At 47.8% G+C, this 16,756-nt stretch carries 11 protein-coding genes; 1 reads left to right on the top strand and 10 read right to left on the bottom strand.

All coding sequences use genetic code 11. The annotated features are described in order from the left end of the window. Nucleotides 1–238: 238 nt before the first annotated feature. From POREN0001_RS03150 to recJ, 9 genes are all read right to left on the bottom strand, one after another. The gene (locus tag POREN0001_RS03150) at nt 239–493 is read right to left on the bottom strand and encodes a GlsB/YeaQ/YmgE family stress response membrane protein (protein WP_040580449.1); all 255 of its coding nucleotides are present in this window, start codon (nt 491–493) and stop codon (nt 239–241) included. A gap of 378 nt (nt 494–871) precedes the next feature. Then, a complete protein-coding gene (locus POREN0001_RS03145; protein ID WP_004333021.1) occupies nt 872–2,596 on the bottom strand; it encodes a phosphoethanolamine transferase in 1,725 nt (574 codons plus the stop codon). A gap of 31 nt (nt 2,597–2,627) precedes the next feature. Then, the gene (locus POREN0001_RS03140) at nt 2,628–3,557 is read right to left on the bottom strand and encodes a hydrogen peroxide-inducible genes activator (RefSeq protein ID WP_004333039.1); all 930 of its coding nucleotides are present in this window, start codon (nt 3,555–3,557) and stop codon (nt 2,628–2,630) included. 13 nt (nt 3,558–3,570) lie between these two features. Then, on the bottom strand, nt 3,571–4,227 hold the full coding sequence (locus tag POREN0001_RS03135; RefSeq protein WP_004333009.1) for a DedA family protein: 657 nt from the start codon (nt 4,225–4,227) through the stop codon (nt 3,571–3,573). A gap of 12 nt (nt 4,228–4,239) precedes the next feature. Beyond that, on the bottom strand, nt 4,240–5,964 hold the full coding sequence (locus POREN0001_RS03130; protein ID WP_004333067.1) for a glutamine--tRNA ligase/YqeY domain fusion protein: 1,725 nt from the start codon (nt 5,962–5,964) through the stop codon (nt 4,240–4,242). 239 nt (nt 5,965–6,203) lie between these two features. Beyond that, on the bottom strand, nt 6,204–6,557 hold the full coding sequence (locus POREN0001_RS03125; protein WP_004332990.1) for a PEGA domain-containing protein: 354 nt from the start codon (nt 6,555–6,557) through the stop codon (nt 6,204–6,206). 181 nt (nt 6,558–6,738) lie between these two features. Then, the gene (locus POREN0001_RS03120; RefSeq protein ID WP_004333119.1) at nt 6,739–9,396 is read right to left on the bottom strand and encodes a thiol protease/hemagglutinin PrtT; all 2,658 of its coding nucleotides are present in this window, start codon (nt 9,394–9,396) and stop codon (nt 6,739–6,741) included. A 160-nt stretch (nt 9,397–9,556) separates the two neighbouring features. Further along, a complete protein-coding gene (locus tag POREN0001_RS03115) occupies nt 9,557–11,692 on the bottom strand; it encodes a RecQ family ATP-dependent DNA helicase (protein WP_115321317.1) in 2,136 nt (711 codons plus the stop codon). A gap of 29 nt (nt 11,693–11,721) precedes the next feature. Next, nucleotides 11,722–13,467, bottom strand: a complete 1,746-nt coding sequence (gene recJ / locus POREN0001_RS03110) for a single-stranded-DNA-specific exonuclease RecJ (protein ID WP_004333011.1) — start codon at nt 13,465–13,467, stop codon at nt 11,722–11,724. A 612-nt stretch (nt 13,468–14,079) separates the two neighbouring features. Between recJ and POREN0001_RS03105 the strand changes: the two genes are divergently transcribed. Then, nucleotides 14,080–15,021, top strand: a complete 942-nt coding sequence (locus tag POREN0001_RS03105) for a ribose-phosphate pyrophosphokinase (protein ID WP_040580443.1) — start codon at nt 14,080–14,082, stop codon at nt 15,019–15,021. Nucleotides 15,022–15,165: 144 nt separating this feature from the next. Here POREN0001_RS03105 and POREN0001_RS03100 read toward each other — a convergent pair whose 3' ends face one another. Continuing rightward, on the bottom strand, nt 15,166–16,254 hold the full coding sequence (locus POREN0001_RS03100) for an Ig-like domain-containing protein (protein WP_004333051.1): 1,089 nt from the start codon (nt 16,252–16,254) through the stop codon (nt 15,166–15,168). Nucleotides 16,255–16,756 lie beyond the last annotated feature (502 nt).

Below are 16,756 nucleotides of genomic sequence, written 5' to 3'. Positions count from 1 at the left end.
TTCTCTAGCCGCTGGAGGGACACATTAAAGGGCTAAAAGGAATAAGAAAAAAGGCCCCTGATAAATGCCACCTATCGGAACTACAATCCGATTCCTGCATCTATCAAGAGCCCTCTCTTGTTCCGTATGAGTATACTAAAATCGGGATATGCAAGCTATGACGGCCAGAAACATTCTGTGTTTCAAGGCTTTTCTCTTCTAAGGATACAAATATAGCAGAAGCGAATACGGCCTTTCCCTATTTTCTCTTCTTAACTATCAAGTTTATTAAGAACAAGATCACAATAGCCCCGATAGCCCCTGTCAAGATGGAAGCAATCCATCCTTCACCAAGAGAGATATTAAATACGGATCCTAAAAGCCAGTACCCCACGCCACTTCCGAGAAGACCAACAATGATATTCCCGATAAGTCCTAATCCACTGCCTTTGTAGATAGTTCCGCCTAACCATCCCGCGATGGCTCCAATAATAAGTGTTGCAATAATACCCATAAACTTCAACATTAACTTGGGAAGTAAAGGTAAGAACAATTATCCACAAGACAAATTGTGCAACGGCCAGAATCAGGCGCAACAGCAAGAGAAATGAGTTTGTTGAGCAATACAACACGCCAGAAAGTCGGGAAGTGCTTGCCTGAAATAAAAAAAGAAATCAGCCGGAAAGGGAGTTCAAAATCAGCTGAAAAAGTTTTACAAATCAGCCAGGAAAAAATCCGAAACCAGGCAGCAAACGAAAAAGCCCTCCTCCCGAATCTATCGGAGGAGGGCCTTCGTTATAATTTAGGATGCATGGCAAGGCTCTCATCCACGAGGGAGAGAGGGACCGCAATCGTATCTAGAAGGGGAGAAAGATGCGGGGGCTTTTCTCTTTTACCGCCTAAGCACTTCGTCTGCCGAGCGCACCTGCAAGCTAGGGCTTAAATAGTAACGAGGCTGAGGCCGGAAGGTGCTATCCCCTACCGAAACAGGGAATTGTGGCGACACTACCCCCGACAAACGCACCAGCAGAGCCGGTACTTCTGTTACACTTATCGGCATTTGGCGATTCTTTGCAAGGGTCGCAAGGAGTTGTCCGTTGCGCTTAGCGTAAGCCTCATTGTAGGAGACGAAAAGCGGAACTTCTAGCTCATCCTTTAATGGGAACTCGGAACCATGTAACTTGTGCTGTGGATCGATCTCTCCCAACCCTTCGCCATGGTCGGGGATGTACACGAGTACGGCAGGACGAGACAGGGAGTCTATTTTGGTTATCATTTCGTCCAAAACATAGTCCGTATAGCGAATGGTATTATCATAGCTATTGATACGCTCCTCATGGTACATACTATTGAGAGCCTCTACCGAACGTAACCCACGAGTCGTCGGCTGGTAGATGTCGAACTCCTCCGGACAACGTGCATCATAGCGGAAGTGACTACCCAAGGTATGCACAACAGCAAAGGCGGCTCTATTATCCCGAACAATGGAGCGCAGATAACTCTCAAGGCGCGGGAGCAATATCTCATCATAAGAAGAGAGGCTATTAACCTCCTTACCCGAATAGTAATGATAGTCCGTTTGCTCCAGCCCTGCCTGCACCACCGAGAAGTCGGATGCCTGGTTACCGATCCAAGCCGTGGAGAAACCGGCCTTGCGAAATAGGTGCATAAGAGAGCCCTCGTGCTGCCAGCGCATAAAGTCTTCGGGGGTAGAGCGGCTAATCAGCATAGGTATAGAGAGAGCGGTTAGGTCGGCTCCCGATGCCACATCTTCAAAGAGAATGATCCGCGTTCTCTTCGAAAGAAGAGGATTCGTTTCTCGCTCGTAGCCCATTAGTTGCCAGTGCGAAGCGTTGCCGGTCTCCCCTATTACGAATATCACAATAGGACGATCCGTGCCATAGGCAGGCGTAGTTGTGACCTCCAAGTTCCCCTCCCCAATGCGAGAAGAATAGAAAAGCTCCTGCCTCCGCACGCGCAAATAGGAAGCTGTGCTGTAGAATATATCGTAGGGAAAGACCTTGACGTACTTTGCAAACGTAGAAGAAGCGGCAGAGTCGATTCGCTCCAAAGCCGGTTCGTCGGAGGAGGAAAAGGGAATCCCTCTGGCAAAAAGTCCAACAGAATAGAGTACAAAAGCCCCTGCAATTCCCACCCGAACCCATTTGGAAATCGGCTTATTCCCCCTACGCCAAGAGAGCCATGCCCATAGATAAATCGCCCAAACGGCGAGCACAATGGCTCCTATCAAAAGATACATCCCCCCCAATTCGCTTGCCTCTCCGGCATTGGTCTGGAAGGTGGCTTGTATCAAACCAAACGAAACGGGAGAGCCGGCAAGAATGAGAGAGGCAAGCTCCGCCGGGAAAAATAATTGGCACACCGCCCCCAGCCACGGGGCATATTTCCGTCCTCCGACAGATGCCAACATTCCCACCAAAAGAGCAGAAAGGACAAGTATAATGGCAAGACTATAGCCACTTGACCGCACCTCTTCGTCCGCCCAAACAATCCCAATCATCGGAGCAAAACACAAAAAACCCATCACCCCCAAAGCTACATAGGGGGGCAAATAAGGGATATGCCGAGAGAACTTCTGCCAAAGAAAAGACTTCATGGGTGTGTATTATGCTACGTACAGATAGGTACTACTTCGCCAACGCCTGGTTGGGAGCCATCTGCAACATATCTTGCGGTACAGAAGAGCATATAGTGCTTGCGAAAGCATCCAGCAACGAGGTGCGAACAAAATCGCTTCTGAATGCCAAATGAATGGCACGCACGGGACGAGGAATCGCAAAGGGGCGTACCAGTGAGCGTTGGTCTGTACCCAAATAACGCTCTGCCAACTTGGGAATAAAAGTCATCCCCTGCCCCCCTTCTACGAGGTGCATAAAGGAGAGGAGATTCCCCTCCGAATAGCGAATAGCTCGCTTGGCACTTGCCGATAGTTGGCAGTAACGCACCAACTGATCGCGGAAGCAATGCCCCTCATCGAGTAGCCAGAGACGAGAGGCATCCACCTCACTACTGCGTACTACCGACGAGCAATAGATCTTTTCGTTGCGAGAGACATAGCCCAAAAACTCCTCGTAAAACAAGAGACGGTATTGCATCCCCTCTACCTCGGGAGCACTTGCTATGATGGCCATATCTATACTGCGCTCTTGCAAGGCCGCAAGGCATTGACTCGTCTTAAGCTCCACAATTTCGAGTTTAAGATCCTTGAATCTCGCTTTCCATTTGGGCAAAACCAAGGGGATAAGATAGGGCGCTATTGTAGGCAAAACAGCTAGCGTAAAATCTCCCGATAGCGTATCGCGGCTTTCGGCGATAAGCTCCTCAATAAGGGCTGATGCGCCCAAAGTACGCCGCGCCTGCTCTATCACCTTTTCGCCAATAGCTGTAGGCTCCACGGGTTGTCTCTGCCGATCAAAAAGTTGTACCCCCAACTCCTCTTCGAGGCGTTGTATCATGGTACTCAACGTGGGTTGCGTTACATTACAGGCAGCCGCAGCTTTGGCAAACTGACGATGCTTGTCGAGGGCAACCAAATACTCTAGCTGTTGGAGGGTCATAGCAAAGAAAGATTTAGTTGTTGGGGACTTTTCTGCGCTTTAGATAGTGTTTTAGAATTAAAATCGCTAGTACTAAAGCGACGAGCGAGAGCAGGGTAAAGCCTATCTCGTGGCTATACTTGGTAACCTGTTCTACGAGCTGTTCCTTGGTATCTATGCCCGGCACCATGGAGGGAAGGAAGTATCCCATAAGGAAAAGTATAGTATTCCAAAGCCCGGCACCAAGCAAGGTATAAAAAAGGAATGTGGCAAGAGGCATTTTTGCCAACCCTGCCGGGATAGAGATAAGCTGGCGAATCCCCGGCAAGAGACGCCCTATAAACGTAGAGATAGCCCCTCTTTTATCAAAGTACTGCTCGGCTTTGATGAGCTTAGCCTCACTCAGCAAAAGAGCATGCCCCAAGCGACTATTCACAAAGCGATAGACAAGAGGCCGCCCCAACCAGAGGGCTAAGAGGTAATTGATAAGAGCACCGGCTATAGCTCCCAAGGACGAGGCCAGCACAACGCCCCACGAAGAAAGTTCGCCAGCTCGGGCTAGATACCCGGCAGGAGGCACCACCACCTCACTAGGGAACGGGATGAAACTGCTCTCGATGGTCATCAAGAGGAAGATCGTTCCGTAGTTGAGATGCTCTAGGCACCAAGCGATAAAAGAAAGGTCTTGCATCCCTGGGAGGTACTATTTTTTAGTAGCAATCTTACCCCAAGTATCCTTGAGAGAGGTCGTACGATTGAGGATAAGACGCCCCTCTTTTGCCGTATCCTTATCGACTACAAAGTAGCCAATGCGCTGGAATTGGTAGTGAGCACCCACAGCGGCATCGTGCAAAAAGGTCTCCACTTTGGCATGAGATAGTACCTTCAAACTCTCGGGGTTGAGTAGCTCTGCCAGCTCTTTCCCTTCCACACTTGAGGGATCTTCGTCTAAGAAAAGATGGTCGTAGAGACGCACCTCAGCATCCATAGAATGCGCAATAGAGAGCCAATGAATCGTACCCTTTACCTTGCGATTGCTACCGGGGAGACCGCTACGTGTCTCAGGATCATACTCGGCATATACCTCGAGAATGTTGCCATCAGCATCTTTTTTGCAGCCCGTACAACGCACGATATAGGCGTTCTTCAGACGCACTTCTCCTCCGGGAGTAAGGCGGAAATACTTCTTAGGAGCCTCCTCCATAAAGTCGTCTCGCTCAATCCACAGCTCACGAGAGAAGGTGATAACATGGCTGCCCGCCGTAGGATCTTCGGGGTTGTTGATGGCCTCAAAGTCCTCCGTTTGACCTTCGGGGTAATTGGTAATGACGAGTTTGATTGGGTCGAGTACCCCCGATACTCGCGTAGAAATGCGGTTAAGATCTTCGCGTACAGCGTGCTCGAGGAGGGCAACATCGATCATACCATCGTACTTGGTATACCCGATGCTATCGACAAAATTGCGAATCGCTTGAGGAGTATAACCACGGCGACGGTAGCCACATATCGTAGGCATACGAGGGTCGTCCCACCCTGCAACGAGCCCCTCTTTTACGAGGGCAAGGAGCTTGCGCTTACTCATCATCGTATGGGTTAGATTGAGTCGATTGAACTCATACTGCCGTGGACGATAGTCGCTATCCTGTGGCTTTAATAGGTCTATAAAATAATCGTATAGAGGACGGTGGGGTACAAACTCGAGTGTACAGATAGAGTGCGTTACCCCCTCGAAGTAGTCGCTCTGCCCATGGGCAAAGTCGTACATGGGGTAAACGTTCCATGTATTCCCCGTGCGATGGTGCGGATGTTTTATGATCCGATAAATAATCGGATCGCGGAAGTGCATATTGCTTGATGCCATATCAATCTTGGCCCGAAGGGTCATTGCCCCTTCGGGAAACTCGCCTGCATTCATGCGATGGAAGAGGTCGAGACTTTCCTCTCTAGGGCGATCTCGGTAGGGACTTGCCACCCCGGGCTCTGTAGGAGTTCCCTTTTGTTTGGCAATCTCCTCGGCACTCTGCTCATCTACGTAGGCGTGCCCTTCCATAATCAGCCGCTCGGCAAAAGCGTAGAGCTGCTCAAAATAATCGGAGGCATAGTATATATTGCCATACTCAAAGCCGAGCCAATGGATATCCTCTTTGATAGAGTCTACATACTCCACATCCTCCTTAATGGGATTTGTATCATCGAAGCGCAGATTGCATACTCCTCCGTAACGCTGAGCAATACCAAAGTCTATGCAAATAGCTTTTGCATGCCCAATGTGCAGATAGCCGTTGGGTTCGGGTGGGAAGCGCGTCTGCACGCGACCCTCATTAAGCTCTTCGGCAAGGTTTTGCTCCACAATTTGCTCCACAAAATTAAGGGAGCGTTTTTCTTCTTTAGGCTCTTCAATGGGAAGAGCAGGGGCATTTTCGTTCATCTTTCTATACCGGCTACGATAGGATATAATACCACAAAGATAGTAAATAGAACGTTTGGGGCGACCTCCTCCTCCCCTCACTCCGCTCTTTCTCTAGAGCGAAAGGGCAGACGACCCCACCCCACCCTCCTAAGATAGGTAGCTCCCCCAGGATAGAAAAAGGGTTGGAAAAGCCTCGAGACTTCACCAACCCTTGTGGGGAAAAGAGCAAGAATGCTCTTAACAAAGTATAATAGTACTCACACTATTTGACGGGCACCAATTCGTACGTATGCGAAGGATTGTACTGCATAGTCCAGAGGAAAGGAATCCAAAAAAAAGAGTCCTCCAACAATTGCTCCGGCATCAACCCTTTCGTTACGAGTAAGCATTACATGGAAGTCTTCGTAGCCATCAAGTTTAAGAGTAATAGGCGTTACGCTTCCTAGAATCTTTGTATCGCTGTAAGTGTAAGGCGTTGTACCCACTCGCGACTGATTAATATACACAGCAGCACCCTGTGGTACGCTATTGATAATGGTGGTGCTTGCACAACTTACCAAGGTGATAAGCCCCACAACAAGGAGGGCAAAATTTCTAAAGAAAGTTTTCATTCCTGTTTCTAATTATTTGTTCCGAAAAAATTCAAGGCAAAGGTAACAATTTTTTATTTCCACACAACATCACGAAATAATCTCCCCTAAAGTAAAAAGAAAGCTAGGCACCATCTCGTAAAAGAGAGAGTGCCTAGCGAAAAAGTAGTGGGCTAAAAGGATTTCTCTTTTGCCCTATGGATTAGTGGCGAACCACCAGTACGGAGGTAGTAAGGGTGTTATCTCCCTTAGTAACCCCTATGATATAGCTACCTGCGCTCAGAGTAGAAGTATCAAGCGTATAGCTCTTCTCGCCATGGAGGTTGATTGTGGCCACCTGAGTACCATCCGTGCTAAATACAGCAATGTATTGGATGCCCTGTTCACTACAGATGGTAGTAGAAGCATCCGCCGGATTGGGTGCTATCATAGCATCGTCCATTGTCACATCAATCTCTTGATTGGGGTTCTTACTATAGAAAGATACTCCATAGTTTATTTTGTTGTAGATAGTATGAGAAGATGCGGAGATCTGTCCCTGTTCATTCACTCGGAAAGCACCAAGAACGACAGTACCACTGCGTCCGGTGGCTCTCCTCACATAAGCTGTGTTTTCAAACTTAGGAGCATAAGAGACGCGCGCCTTAGCACCAATACCAGACTCAACAAAGTTCGAAGAAATACCAACGAGTTGCGCCCTTCCACCAACGACTGCTACGAGTAAAGAGCCCAATACAATACTATTGGATGAGCGGTCAAGAAGAGGTTTTTCTCCACGATTTTCGATCTCAAATGCAGGTGTGGTTTGTGCTTCGGGATCAATATCGTACCAGAAAGCAGAGCCCTGAGTATTATACGCAACAAGGGTAACCTCTTTATAAGAATCGGGGCGAACGATAGTAACAGGTGTCTCTGATAGACGGAGGGCATTGCTCCCCGATAGACGAGCCTTGAAGTAACCTACCATCTCCTGTTCGAGGGTTTCCTTTAGATTAGCAAACCGAACATAGGGATAAACCTGGGTACCCTCGTAGAGATTGATAATAGGATCAAGCTCAACCTCTAGCGTCTGACCTGCAGGAATTGATACGAATGTAGTACGCACTTTTTCTTCTCTAGGATACCATTGCTCACCCTTATTAGCAGAGGTTAGATACAGCTCTATGGGGCCATAGTACTCCTTTTTGTTGGGGTTGGTAACCTCTACCTTAATCTTAGAAGGGCCAAAAGCATAAAATGCTTGACCGGCAACAAGTTTTGCCTGCATAGGCAATAGCGTATTATCATAGGCAATAGAATTGTCTACAATCTTACCGTCTTTGACCGAGAAATAAATGATCTGAGGCTCATCGTTGGTAGGTGCAAAAGCCTCTTGTTCGGGGAAAGCATCGTCGCCCCAGGTATAATGTATTTCATAGTCTCCATCGGGATACTTTTCTTGACTTATGCCAAAAAGGTAATCAACCCTTTTAGATGATAGCATCAGCAAAGAGACAGTCTTCTCCTTAGAGTCAATAACATCTGTAGTACCCTTTTTGTAGATGGTTGCTATAGATTTGATATCCATCTTTTTATAAGAGTACTGCGATACAATTACATCGGCACTAAGAGTTTCCCCATTACTGAATATATACCCACGTGTATAAAGGTTGGGGGCAGAGGGGCGAGGCTCTTCTCCGGGGTTATTGTCGCGGTCTGGGATAAGGTCTACAATAACGCTTTGTCCCATGTTGTAAGCACCCATACCGGCACCAATACCCAGCTCGGCAGGCTCAAGGGCATTTAGGCGATAGTACCCATTTGCCATACCGCTCCAACCCCAGTTGAAGTGGAAGGTATTGTCACTAGCTTTGTAGCCATCACACACATAAGCGTGCCCACCCTCTTCTCCTGCACCGCAGTAGAAGACAGGACGCTGAGCCTTAAGTTCTTCGAGAATAATCTTAGTCCAAGACTCTACCGTGTGTGCAGAGCGGAAGTGAAGACGAGCCTGTTTCTTAAAATGGAAACGCGTCTTAAGAGCTACCAAAGCGTCAGACTCCCAAGCACCACTGGCCGATGAAGAGTAATTCATATCTACAGCGTAGCCAACTTCTTTGAGCAGAAGTCCAATCGCATCAGCCTCCTCTTTGGTCGGCTTGCGGTCATTGTCGAAGTTTTCCGGCATGTGACTCCAGTCATAATCTTTCTGACCAAAAGTTATGGAGCGAGTAACACCTTTATCCCTGTAGCTGTAGTCCCCGGGAACGGAACGCACAGGCCACTGATAGCTACGAAGTATTTGAGCCATAGCTGTAGCAACACACCCTGTTACTGCACGCCCTCCCATATCTGAGGGACACATACTATTGTAGGGATGGCCTTGATCCCAACGAATACCCTTGAGAAGGGGAGCAATATCACCCTCTTGGCGCAGAACCGATGCTAGACGAGACTGGCGAGGCTGAATATAATTAGCCTCGGGATGGGTATAGAGATACTGATACTCAGCATCATACTGAGACATCCAGTAACGAACTTGTGCCGGAGCTTGTGCCAAATCGAAGTGACCCGTCTCCGAGTACCCTAGCACGGCAGCGGTACGATCATCTGCAGAAACAATCACAAAGCCCTCATCAGTACCACGATTGAATACATAGTAATAGGCTGGTGAAGAGAGTAGTTGAGATGAATTGCCAGAGCGCAACTCGTTACTACCCCGGTGCGTATAAGTCAATGCCACAGGGGTTGAACTGCGGAGATCTGACCCATTAAGATAGCTCTCTGCTATCTTCTGTGCTTGCTCGGGAGTAACCGGCCCCGCCAGAAGCACCAACTGAGAGATCACTGCCGCCAGCGTAGAGAGGATAAATTTTCTCATAGGTTCTATACTTATTTTTTAATTCGATATTTCGTTACTGTAGCTTTGTTGTAGCAAAGAGGGTTGTTAGTGTCCATCCAACCATCCATCCCACAAAGATATATCTCTTGGGGCAAATTCTATCACTTTGTCACGTGAAAAGACTATAATACTGCCAATACTAGGGGATACGGCAGCTATCTCCGTCAAGTATTACTCGCCCCTTTGCCAAAAGTTGCTGCAAGGCCTCAAAAAAAAGACTCGAAGGCACCCTACTCTGCTCTCGCCAAGAAACAAGCGGCAACGCCTTGCCTTTGGGTACGAGAGCCTCTGCCTCTTCTTGCAGTAAAGCCACGGCTTGGGAGAGAGGCATAGAGGGAGAGGAGCATTTATTCCGATGCGAAAGACAGACATCACACATACCACAAGGCTCACTCTCCTCCTCCCCAAAGTAGCGGAGAAGCAGCTGACTACGGCAAGTATCAGACGCACCCGCATAGGCAATTATGGCCTCAATACGCTCTGCCAATCGCTCTCGGCGCACCTCGTACACCTCTTGGGAGATGAGCAGATGCCGGCCTTCTTCGCGTCGGGTTAAAAGGAAAAGTTTGGGAAGAGACGAGCGCGGCACATAGTGTACAACGTTGCTCCGCGAGAGGTCGACAAGCATTAAATAGACCTCCTCCACAGAGCAATTAAGAGCTCTTGCAATGGTATCTTCTTCTATAAAAACGTACTCGGTAAAAATACCCGTATAGCGACGAAGCAAAAATTGGATTAGGGTATCACTTGCCGGCGATAGGGTTGCGTTATTGTACAGAGCCTCGCGATCAATGGTAAACAAAAGGCGTGAGTGCTGGTCTTCTTTGTCTCGATACTCCCAAACTCCCGCGATATCAAGCAGACGAATGGCGCTCATCGTATAGATGGGAGACAGCTTATTAAGTTTGATAAATCTCTCAATATCGACTAAGAACGTACGCAAAAATCCTTCGCCCATACCCACTCCTAAATAGCTCGTAAGCTGGTCGTACACATCCGAAAGAAACTCGCGAGAAGGAAATTCCTCATTAACACGCCTACGAATAAGCATGGGATCTCGCTTATCCACGAGTGCCACGGCATACGACTTCTTACCATCTCTCCCGGCTCTCCCCGCTTCTTGGAAGTACTCTTCGGGCGACGAAGGGAGCATCCAATGGATTACCGAACGCACATCGGGCTTGTCAATACCCATACCAAAAGCATTGGTTGCCACCATCACACGCACCTCACCGGCCATCCAACGCCGCTGTCGCTCGTTGCGCTCAGCATGGGTAAGTCCGGCATGGAAAGCGTCTGCCGATATTCCCTGCTCCCTCAGATACTCGGCTAATTCTACGGTACGTTTGCGATTACGACAGTAGACAATGGAGGTACCGGGTACTCCGAAGAGAATGCGTAGCATCGTTGCCGCCTTGTCACTTGTGTGCCGTACAACATAGGCAACGTTGGGACGAGAGAAACTTCGTTGGATAATATTGGATTCGGGGAAGTGCAGAACACGCATCACATCCTCCGCAACTACCCTGGTAGCCGTAGCTGTAAGAGCCAATACAGGAGCCTTCGGGAGCAAAGAACGCAACTCGGTAACTCGCATATAGGAGGGACGGAAGTCGTACCCCCATTGGCTAATACAGTGGCACTCGTCTACCACAATCATACTCACCCTGAGCTGCGGCAAAATGGCGCGAAATAGGGGCGAAGCGATACGCTCGGGGGAGAGATACAAAAACTTGTAAGCCCCCAAGACTGCGTTATCGAGCGTGCGCTGGATCTCAAAACTCGCCATACCGGAGTGGATAGCCACGGCAGGGATGTTACGCTCTTTGAGGTGCTCTACCTGATCGCGCATAAGAGCAATGAGAGGAGTTACAACCAGTGTAACCCCTCGCATCATAAGCCCTGGGACTTGAAATGTAATGCTCTTACCGCCCCCCGTTGGGAGCAAACCTAGGGTATCACGCCCTGCGAGTATCGAATCAATAATCTCACGCTGCTTGGGTCGGAACTCAGAATACCCCCAATAGTACTGCAAAACCTCCTCGGGAGTCTCAAAGCGAGTTTTCCTATTCCCGACCTCCTCGTCGTCCAGCTCTTGCGATACGAGTATTTCCTCACCCTCCCCTTGGGAAAAAGAAGAGGTCTCCGGCTCATCAGCAAAACCGGCAACAGAGTCTAGCTCGTAGCCATACTTATCGCAATAGGAGCGCCATTCCTCCTCGTCGTCAAAGGCTGGCGCACCCTCCACTCTTGCCCCTTCGGAAGATGTACTCACAGCGTAGCTAGGTAAAACGTTAAGAGACTCTATGCAGAGAAATTGTCCTCATGCTTGATATCCTTGACCAGTATTTGTATCGATGAAGTGCCATAATAATCGTTTTCCTCCACCGTATAACAGATAGAAAAGGGTCGGTAACTCTTGATGTAGGATATATGCGAAGAAAGCCCGTAAGCAATACCGCTTTTGACTTGGAACATCTGTGGAGAGTCCGTCATCTCCAGCTTGATATGCTCTCCATTCTTGCCCACAGCCTTACTTGTACCGGTATCGAAGAGGAAACGTGTCATAAAGATAGGCTTGGGATTATCGGGACCAAAGGGACCCATTTTCTGCAAGTTTTTGTGCAAACTCTTCGTTATTTCCACAAGGCTCAGCACGGCATCAATTTCGATTTCCGGATTAAACTGCTTGGCGTACACGTTCTCCTCGGCATAGTGCTGGATGCGCTCGGTAAATTCCTCCACCTTATCCTCGCTCAAAGTGAGCCCGGCAGCATAGGGGTGCCCCCCAAAGTTGGTCAGGAGATCACGGCAATGCTCTATGGCATGGTACATATCAAAGCCTCCATAGCTACGCGCAGAACCAGAGACTTTGTCCCCTTCTCCGCTCAAAACCACCACAGGACGAGCATACTGCTCAGCCAGGCGAGAGGCTACAATGCCAATCACCCCTTTGTGCCATTGTGGCTTGTGAATCACTATGATTTTGTACTTCTTATGGGGCTTAAACTCCTCCACAAAGCGCACGGCCTCTCGGGTAATTTGCTTATCAAGCTCACGCCGCTGCTCGTTGTACTGTACAATCTCAAGGCACTTCTCTTCTGCCTCCTCTATATCCCGACTGATAAGCAGATCGACCGTTTTTTTGCCGTCCATCATACGCCCCGAAGCATTGATCATGGGGCCAATCTTAAAGACGATACTACTCATATCAATCTCCTCATTTGCCAAGTTGCAGATATTGATAATACCCCTCAAGCCCGGCGACGGATTACGATTGAGTTGCTGCAAGCCAAAATACGCCAATATGCGGTTTTCTCCCAATGTGGAGACCACATCGCTCGCAATGCTCACGGCTACCAAATCAAGCAATGAATAGAGACGACGCATGCGAATGTTGTTGTTAATAGCAAAGGCTTGCATAAGTTTGAAGCCAATACCACACCCCGAAAGCTCCTCAAAAGGGTAGGTATTATCCGCCCGCTTGGGGTCGAGTACCGCCACAGCATCGGGCAACACCCCATCCGGCGTATGGTGGTCGCATACGATAAAATCAATCCCTAAAGACTTAGCATAAGCGATCTCCTCAATCGCCTTGATGCCACAATCGAGTACAATAATAAGCTTAACCCCCAACTCGTGGGCGCGGTCGATCCCCTGCTTCGAGACCCCGTAACCATCGTCGTTGCGATCCGGGATATAGTAATGCAACTGATGATCGCTACAGCCCGATTGGCGCAAAAATTTATACACCAAGGAAACCGCCGTAGTGCCATCTACGTCGTAATCGCCATATACTAGGATATTCTCCTTCTTACCCAACGCCTTATTGATGCGCTCCACGGCTTTATCCATATCCTTCATCAAGAAGGGATCGTGGAGGTCTTCGAGCTTGGGAGAGAAGAAATGACGCGCTTCGTCGGCAGTTCTAATACCACGCTTAACCAGCAGCCGCCCCACTACGGGAGCTAACTTTAGCTCCGCAATGAGTTCGTTGCTGGTAGAAATCTCTTCGTCTGTTAGAGGCTTCCAAATCCATTTGTTCGTCATTATATTGTTCTATTTTATTCTATCAAAAGGCGCACCAATCAAAGGCTCTCACATCGATCGCTCCGGCTACCTTATACCCTACTCTCACGGCAATATCTCTCCCCAAAAAGAGGGAGCAAGCTGCCCCCAAAAGAGTACGGCTCGTAAATTTACGACAATCTGACGAAACCTCACTCTTACCTAATCCTAAACTATGTAAGCAACCCTTTTCAAACACCTCAAAGCCCCTCCCCTCATACCCACCCTATAGAACGCGAAAAACACCAGGCAAAAACCTCTCACACTACTGCCCTAGATTCTTTTATTTTTAAGGCAAAATGCCAACCCATTTTAGGGTGAGAAAAAAAGAAAAATAGAGCAGAAAGGGAAAGCATTACTACCTGATTTCCGAAAAGCGATTCGCCTTGCGATTCCACAAGAATATCCTCCCCAAAAATCATAAACAGCTTGAGCTAGGAAAAAAGCCCCCTAAATGGGGTGCTCCATTAGGTAAAAAGGGGTACTTTTGCAGAAGCAAATAACAGAGCTATTTTGCCGAGGGCAAAAGATGAGCCTAAGACGGTAGCTGTTACGAACCAAGGTGCAACGAATAATCTACTAACTACTATTGTAATGGTTTCAGAAAATCCCTATTTGGTCTTTTCGGGGTCTAAATCCCAATACCTCACTGAGCAAATTTGTAAAAGTTTGGGGTGCTCTATGGGGCGAATGACAACGCAACATTTTGCCGATGGCGAGTTCGCCGTTTCGTACGAAGAAAGCATCCGAGGTAGAGATGTCTTCCTCGTTCAATCGACCTTCCCCTCGGCAGATAACCTCATGGAGCTGCTCCTTATGATTGATGCTGCTAAGCGAGCATCCGCCCACTACATCACAGCTGTAGTACCTTACTTTGGCTGGGCTCGTCAGGATCGTAAAGACAAACCTCGTGTATCTATTGGTGCAAAACTTATTGCAGACCTCCTAAGCACGGCGGGGATTACGCGCCTTATCACGATGGACCTCCATGCCGATCAGATACAAGGATTCTTCGATGTACCCGTAGATCACCTCTATGCTTCGTCTGTCTTTATGGACTATATCGAAAAGACGATGCCTCTAGACAACCTCGTAGTCGCTACTCCCGACGTTGGGGGAACTAAGCGTGCCAGCAGCTACGCTCGCCACTTGGGGGTACCCATGGTTATTTGCCACAAAACTCGTTTGCGCGCCAACGAAGTTGCCGAAATGCGTATCATTGGGGATGTAGAAGGCAAAGATGTACTACTCGTAGACGATATTGTAGATACAGCCGGCACCATTACTAAGAGTGCGGACTTGATGCTCAAGAACGGAGCTAAGAGCGTGCGCGCGATGGCAAGCCATGCCGTAATGAGCGACCCTGCTACCGAGCGAGTAAATGAATCCGGGCTTTCCGAAATGATTTTTACAGACTCTATCCCTTACATCAAGGGCTCTCCCAAAGTAAAGATTATATCGGTTGCCAACCTCATTGCAGAGTCTATCAAACGCGTTTGCAGCCACGAGTCTATTAGCTCTCTCTATTCTTTCTAAGAAATAGAGCTCTCAATTAGTCTACCCTCTCCCTCCCGTAAGATTCTTTTTCTTACTCCCGAGACGAGATAAAATAACGAAGCCCCACCGTCCCTTTATAGGAAACGATGGGGCTTTTTATAACAGTGCTTTCCGTCTTTCTAGCTATTCTGTTCTTGTATGGAAGGGTACGTAGGTAAGATCGGATCCTACACCATTCTCCTCGTCGTAGGCAAAGACCACAATGTAATAATCCGTATCTTTCATAGTAGCCCTGCGATATTCCCGAGTTAGTTTAAACTCTCCTTGAACGAGATAGGGAGTAAATTCATTCGAAAGATCAGCCTCTATTATCATCTTAGCCATCTTATACTCCATATTTTTCTCCCTGTAAAAGTCCACAAATTTCTTCTTCTGGACCGTTACACTGTACTTGTCGTTGGTCGAGGGTTTGATGAGAGCATCCACTCCATCCAGGTAAATATTCTCGATCCGAACGTCAAATGTTACGTTCTTTTTCTCCGACGACTTTGTCGTAAACTCCATGGTTTTTACTTCTCCCACTTGCTCTGCCTTCTCATTTAGAGCGTAAGCATATACCACGTAGGTAGAGTCGGGGTCCAACGTCAAGAGGCAGCCCGGCTTAGGCAACTTCAGTGTAGCAGCTCCCTTCGTGCAGTCTTCTAAGAATAATTCTTGCCAAGTCTTCCCGGGATTTGCCTCACTCAAAAACATAAACCAGCTCTTTTCGAAACCATAAATACCGGCCTCAGTACGAGAGCTTTCTGTCTTGTACTTCTCCCGAGTCATGGCATAATAGTAGTAACGCATAGTAAGATCTTTGGGGACAATCTTGATGGTAGCAGATGTTTTTTCCAAAGCCACGATCTCAAAATCAACCTCTAGCCCTTTGGCTTTCACCTCAACCGTGCACTTGGCTTCTAGTCCCTCTAGCTTAGCCGTTATGAATGCTTTTCCCTCTGCTACTCCCGTAATGGTTCCCTCTTTTACAGAGACAACATTTGGATCACTAGAGGTCCAAACGATACTTTTCCCATCAAGAGTAGCCTCTTTAGGCGTAGCAATGAGCCTAAGAAGTAGACTCTCGCCAACGGAAAGATTGACAGTTTCTTTCTCAAATTTTATCTCCGAAATCTTCTGAGGAGAGGGAGGTTTAGTCCCATTGTCACATCCCGCAAGAAGGAGAGAAACGAAGGAGAAGACTCCCACAATAAGCAACAAATTCCTTTTCATCTCTGGCATTTTGATTCATTTATACTCTTCATTATAATCAAGGTCTTCAAGAAATGGAATAATTTATATCTCCATGTCATTAACCCTATTCGGCACAAATGTAAGATTTTTATTCGAAATGCCGCAATAAAAAGAACTGTCTATTATATATCTTCAACTCAACCACTCTTGCCCTCTCCCCTCGACTCAACAAAAAATTGCCCCATGAATGGTTATGTCATCCACAGGACAATCCAATTCCCCCTCCCTCTGAGAGCAATTTGTTAGCGTGACATCAAGAGAGAACGCCCATTTGACTCCCCCCCATATTTCAAACTATACTAGGGTACAATTTGGAGTAGAAGAGAGCAACGAAGTAAATCTTTTTTGATCAATTTCAATTCCACTAAGGTACAATTTGGAGAGAAGAAGATCATCATCCCCGGACAAGTCGACTACGAAATTTCAATTCCACTAAGGTACAATTTGGAGCTATTGTGCGACCAGCCTCGTCTTCGATAAG

The sequence above is a fragment of the Porphyromonas endodontalis ATCC 35406 genome, assembly GCF_000174815.1.
GTDB classification, from domain to species: Bacteria; Bacteroidota; Bacteroidia; order Bacteroidales; family Porphyromonadaceae; genus Porphyromonas; species Porphyromonas endodontalis.
This window is presented reverse-complemented; position numbering and strand designations above follow the sequence as displayed.

Coding starts and splice junctions, on each gene's coding strand:
- POREN0001_RS03150 (WP_040580449.1), bottom strand. CDS start 493: ATGGGTATTATTGCAACACTTATTATTGGAGCCATCGCGGGATGGTTA.
- POREN0001_RS03145 (WP_004333021.1), bottom strand. CDS start 2,596: ATGAAGTCTTTTCTTTGGCAGAAGTTCTCTCGGCATATCCCTTATTTG.
- POREN0001_RS03140 (WP_004333039.1), bottom strand. CDS start 3,557: ATGACCCTCCAACAGCTAGAGTATTTGGTTGCCCTCGACAAGCATCGT.
- POREN0001_RS03135 (WP_004333009.1), bottom strand. CDS start 4,227: ATGCAAGACCTTTCTTTTATCGCTTGGTGCCTAGAGCATCTCAACTAC.
- POREN0001_RS03130 (WP_004333067.1), bottom strand. CDS start 5,964: ATGAACGAAAATGCCCCTGCTCTTCCCATTGAAGAGCCTAAAGAAGAA.
- POREN0001_RS03125 (WP_004332990.1), bottom strand. CDS start 6,557: ATGAAAACTTTCTTTAGAAATTTTGCCCTCCTTGTTGTGGGGCTTATC.
- POREN0001_RS03120 (WP_004333119.1), bottom strand. CDS start 9,396: ATGAGAAAATTTATCCTCTCTACGCTGGCGGCAGTGATCTCTCAGTTG.
- recJ (WP_004333011.1), bottom strand. CDS start 13,467: ATGACGAACAAATGGATTTGGAAGCCTCTAACAGACGAAGAGATTTCT.
- POREN0001_RS03105 (WP_040580443.1), top strand. CDS start 14,080: ATGGTTTCAGAAAATCCCTATTTGGTCTTTTCGGGGTCTAAATCCCAA.
- POREN0001_RS03100 (WP_004333051.1), bottom strand. CDS start 16,254: ATGAAAAGGAATTTGTTGCTTATTGTGGGAGTCTTCTCCTTCGTTTCT.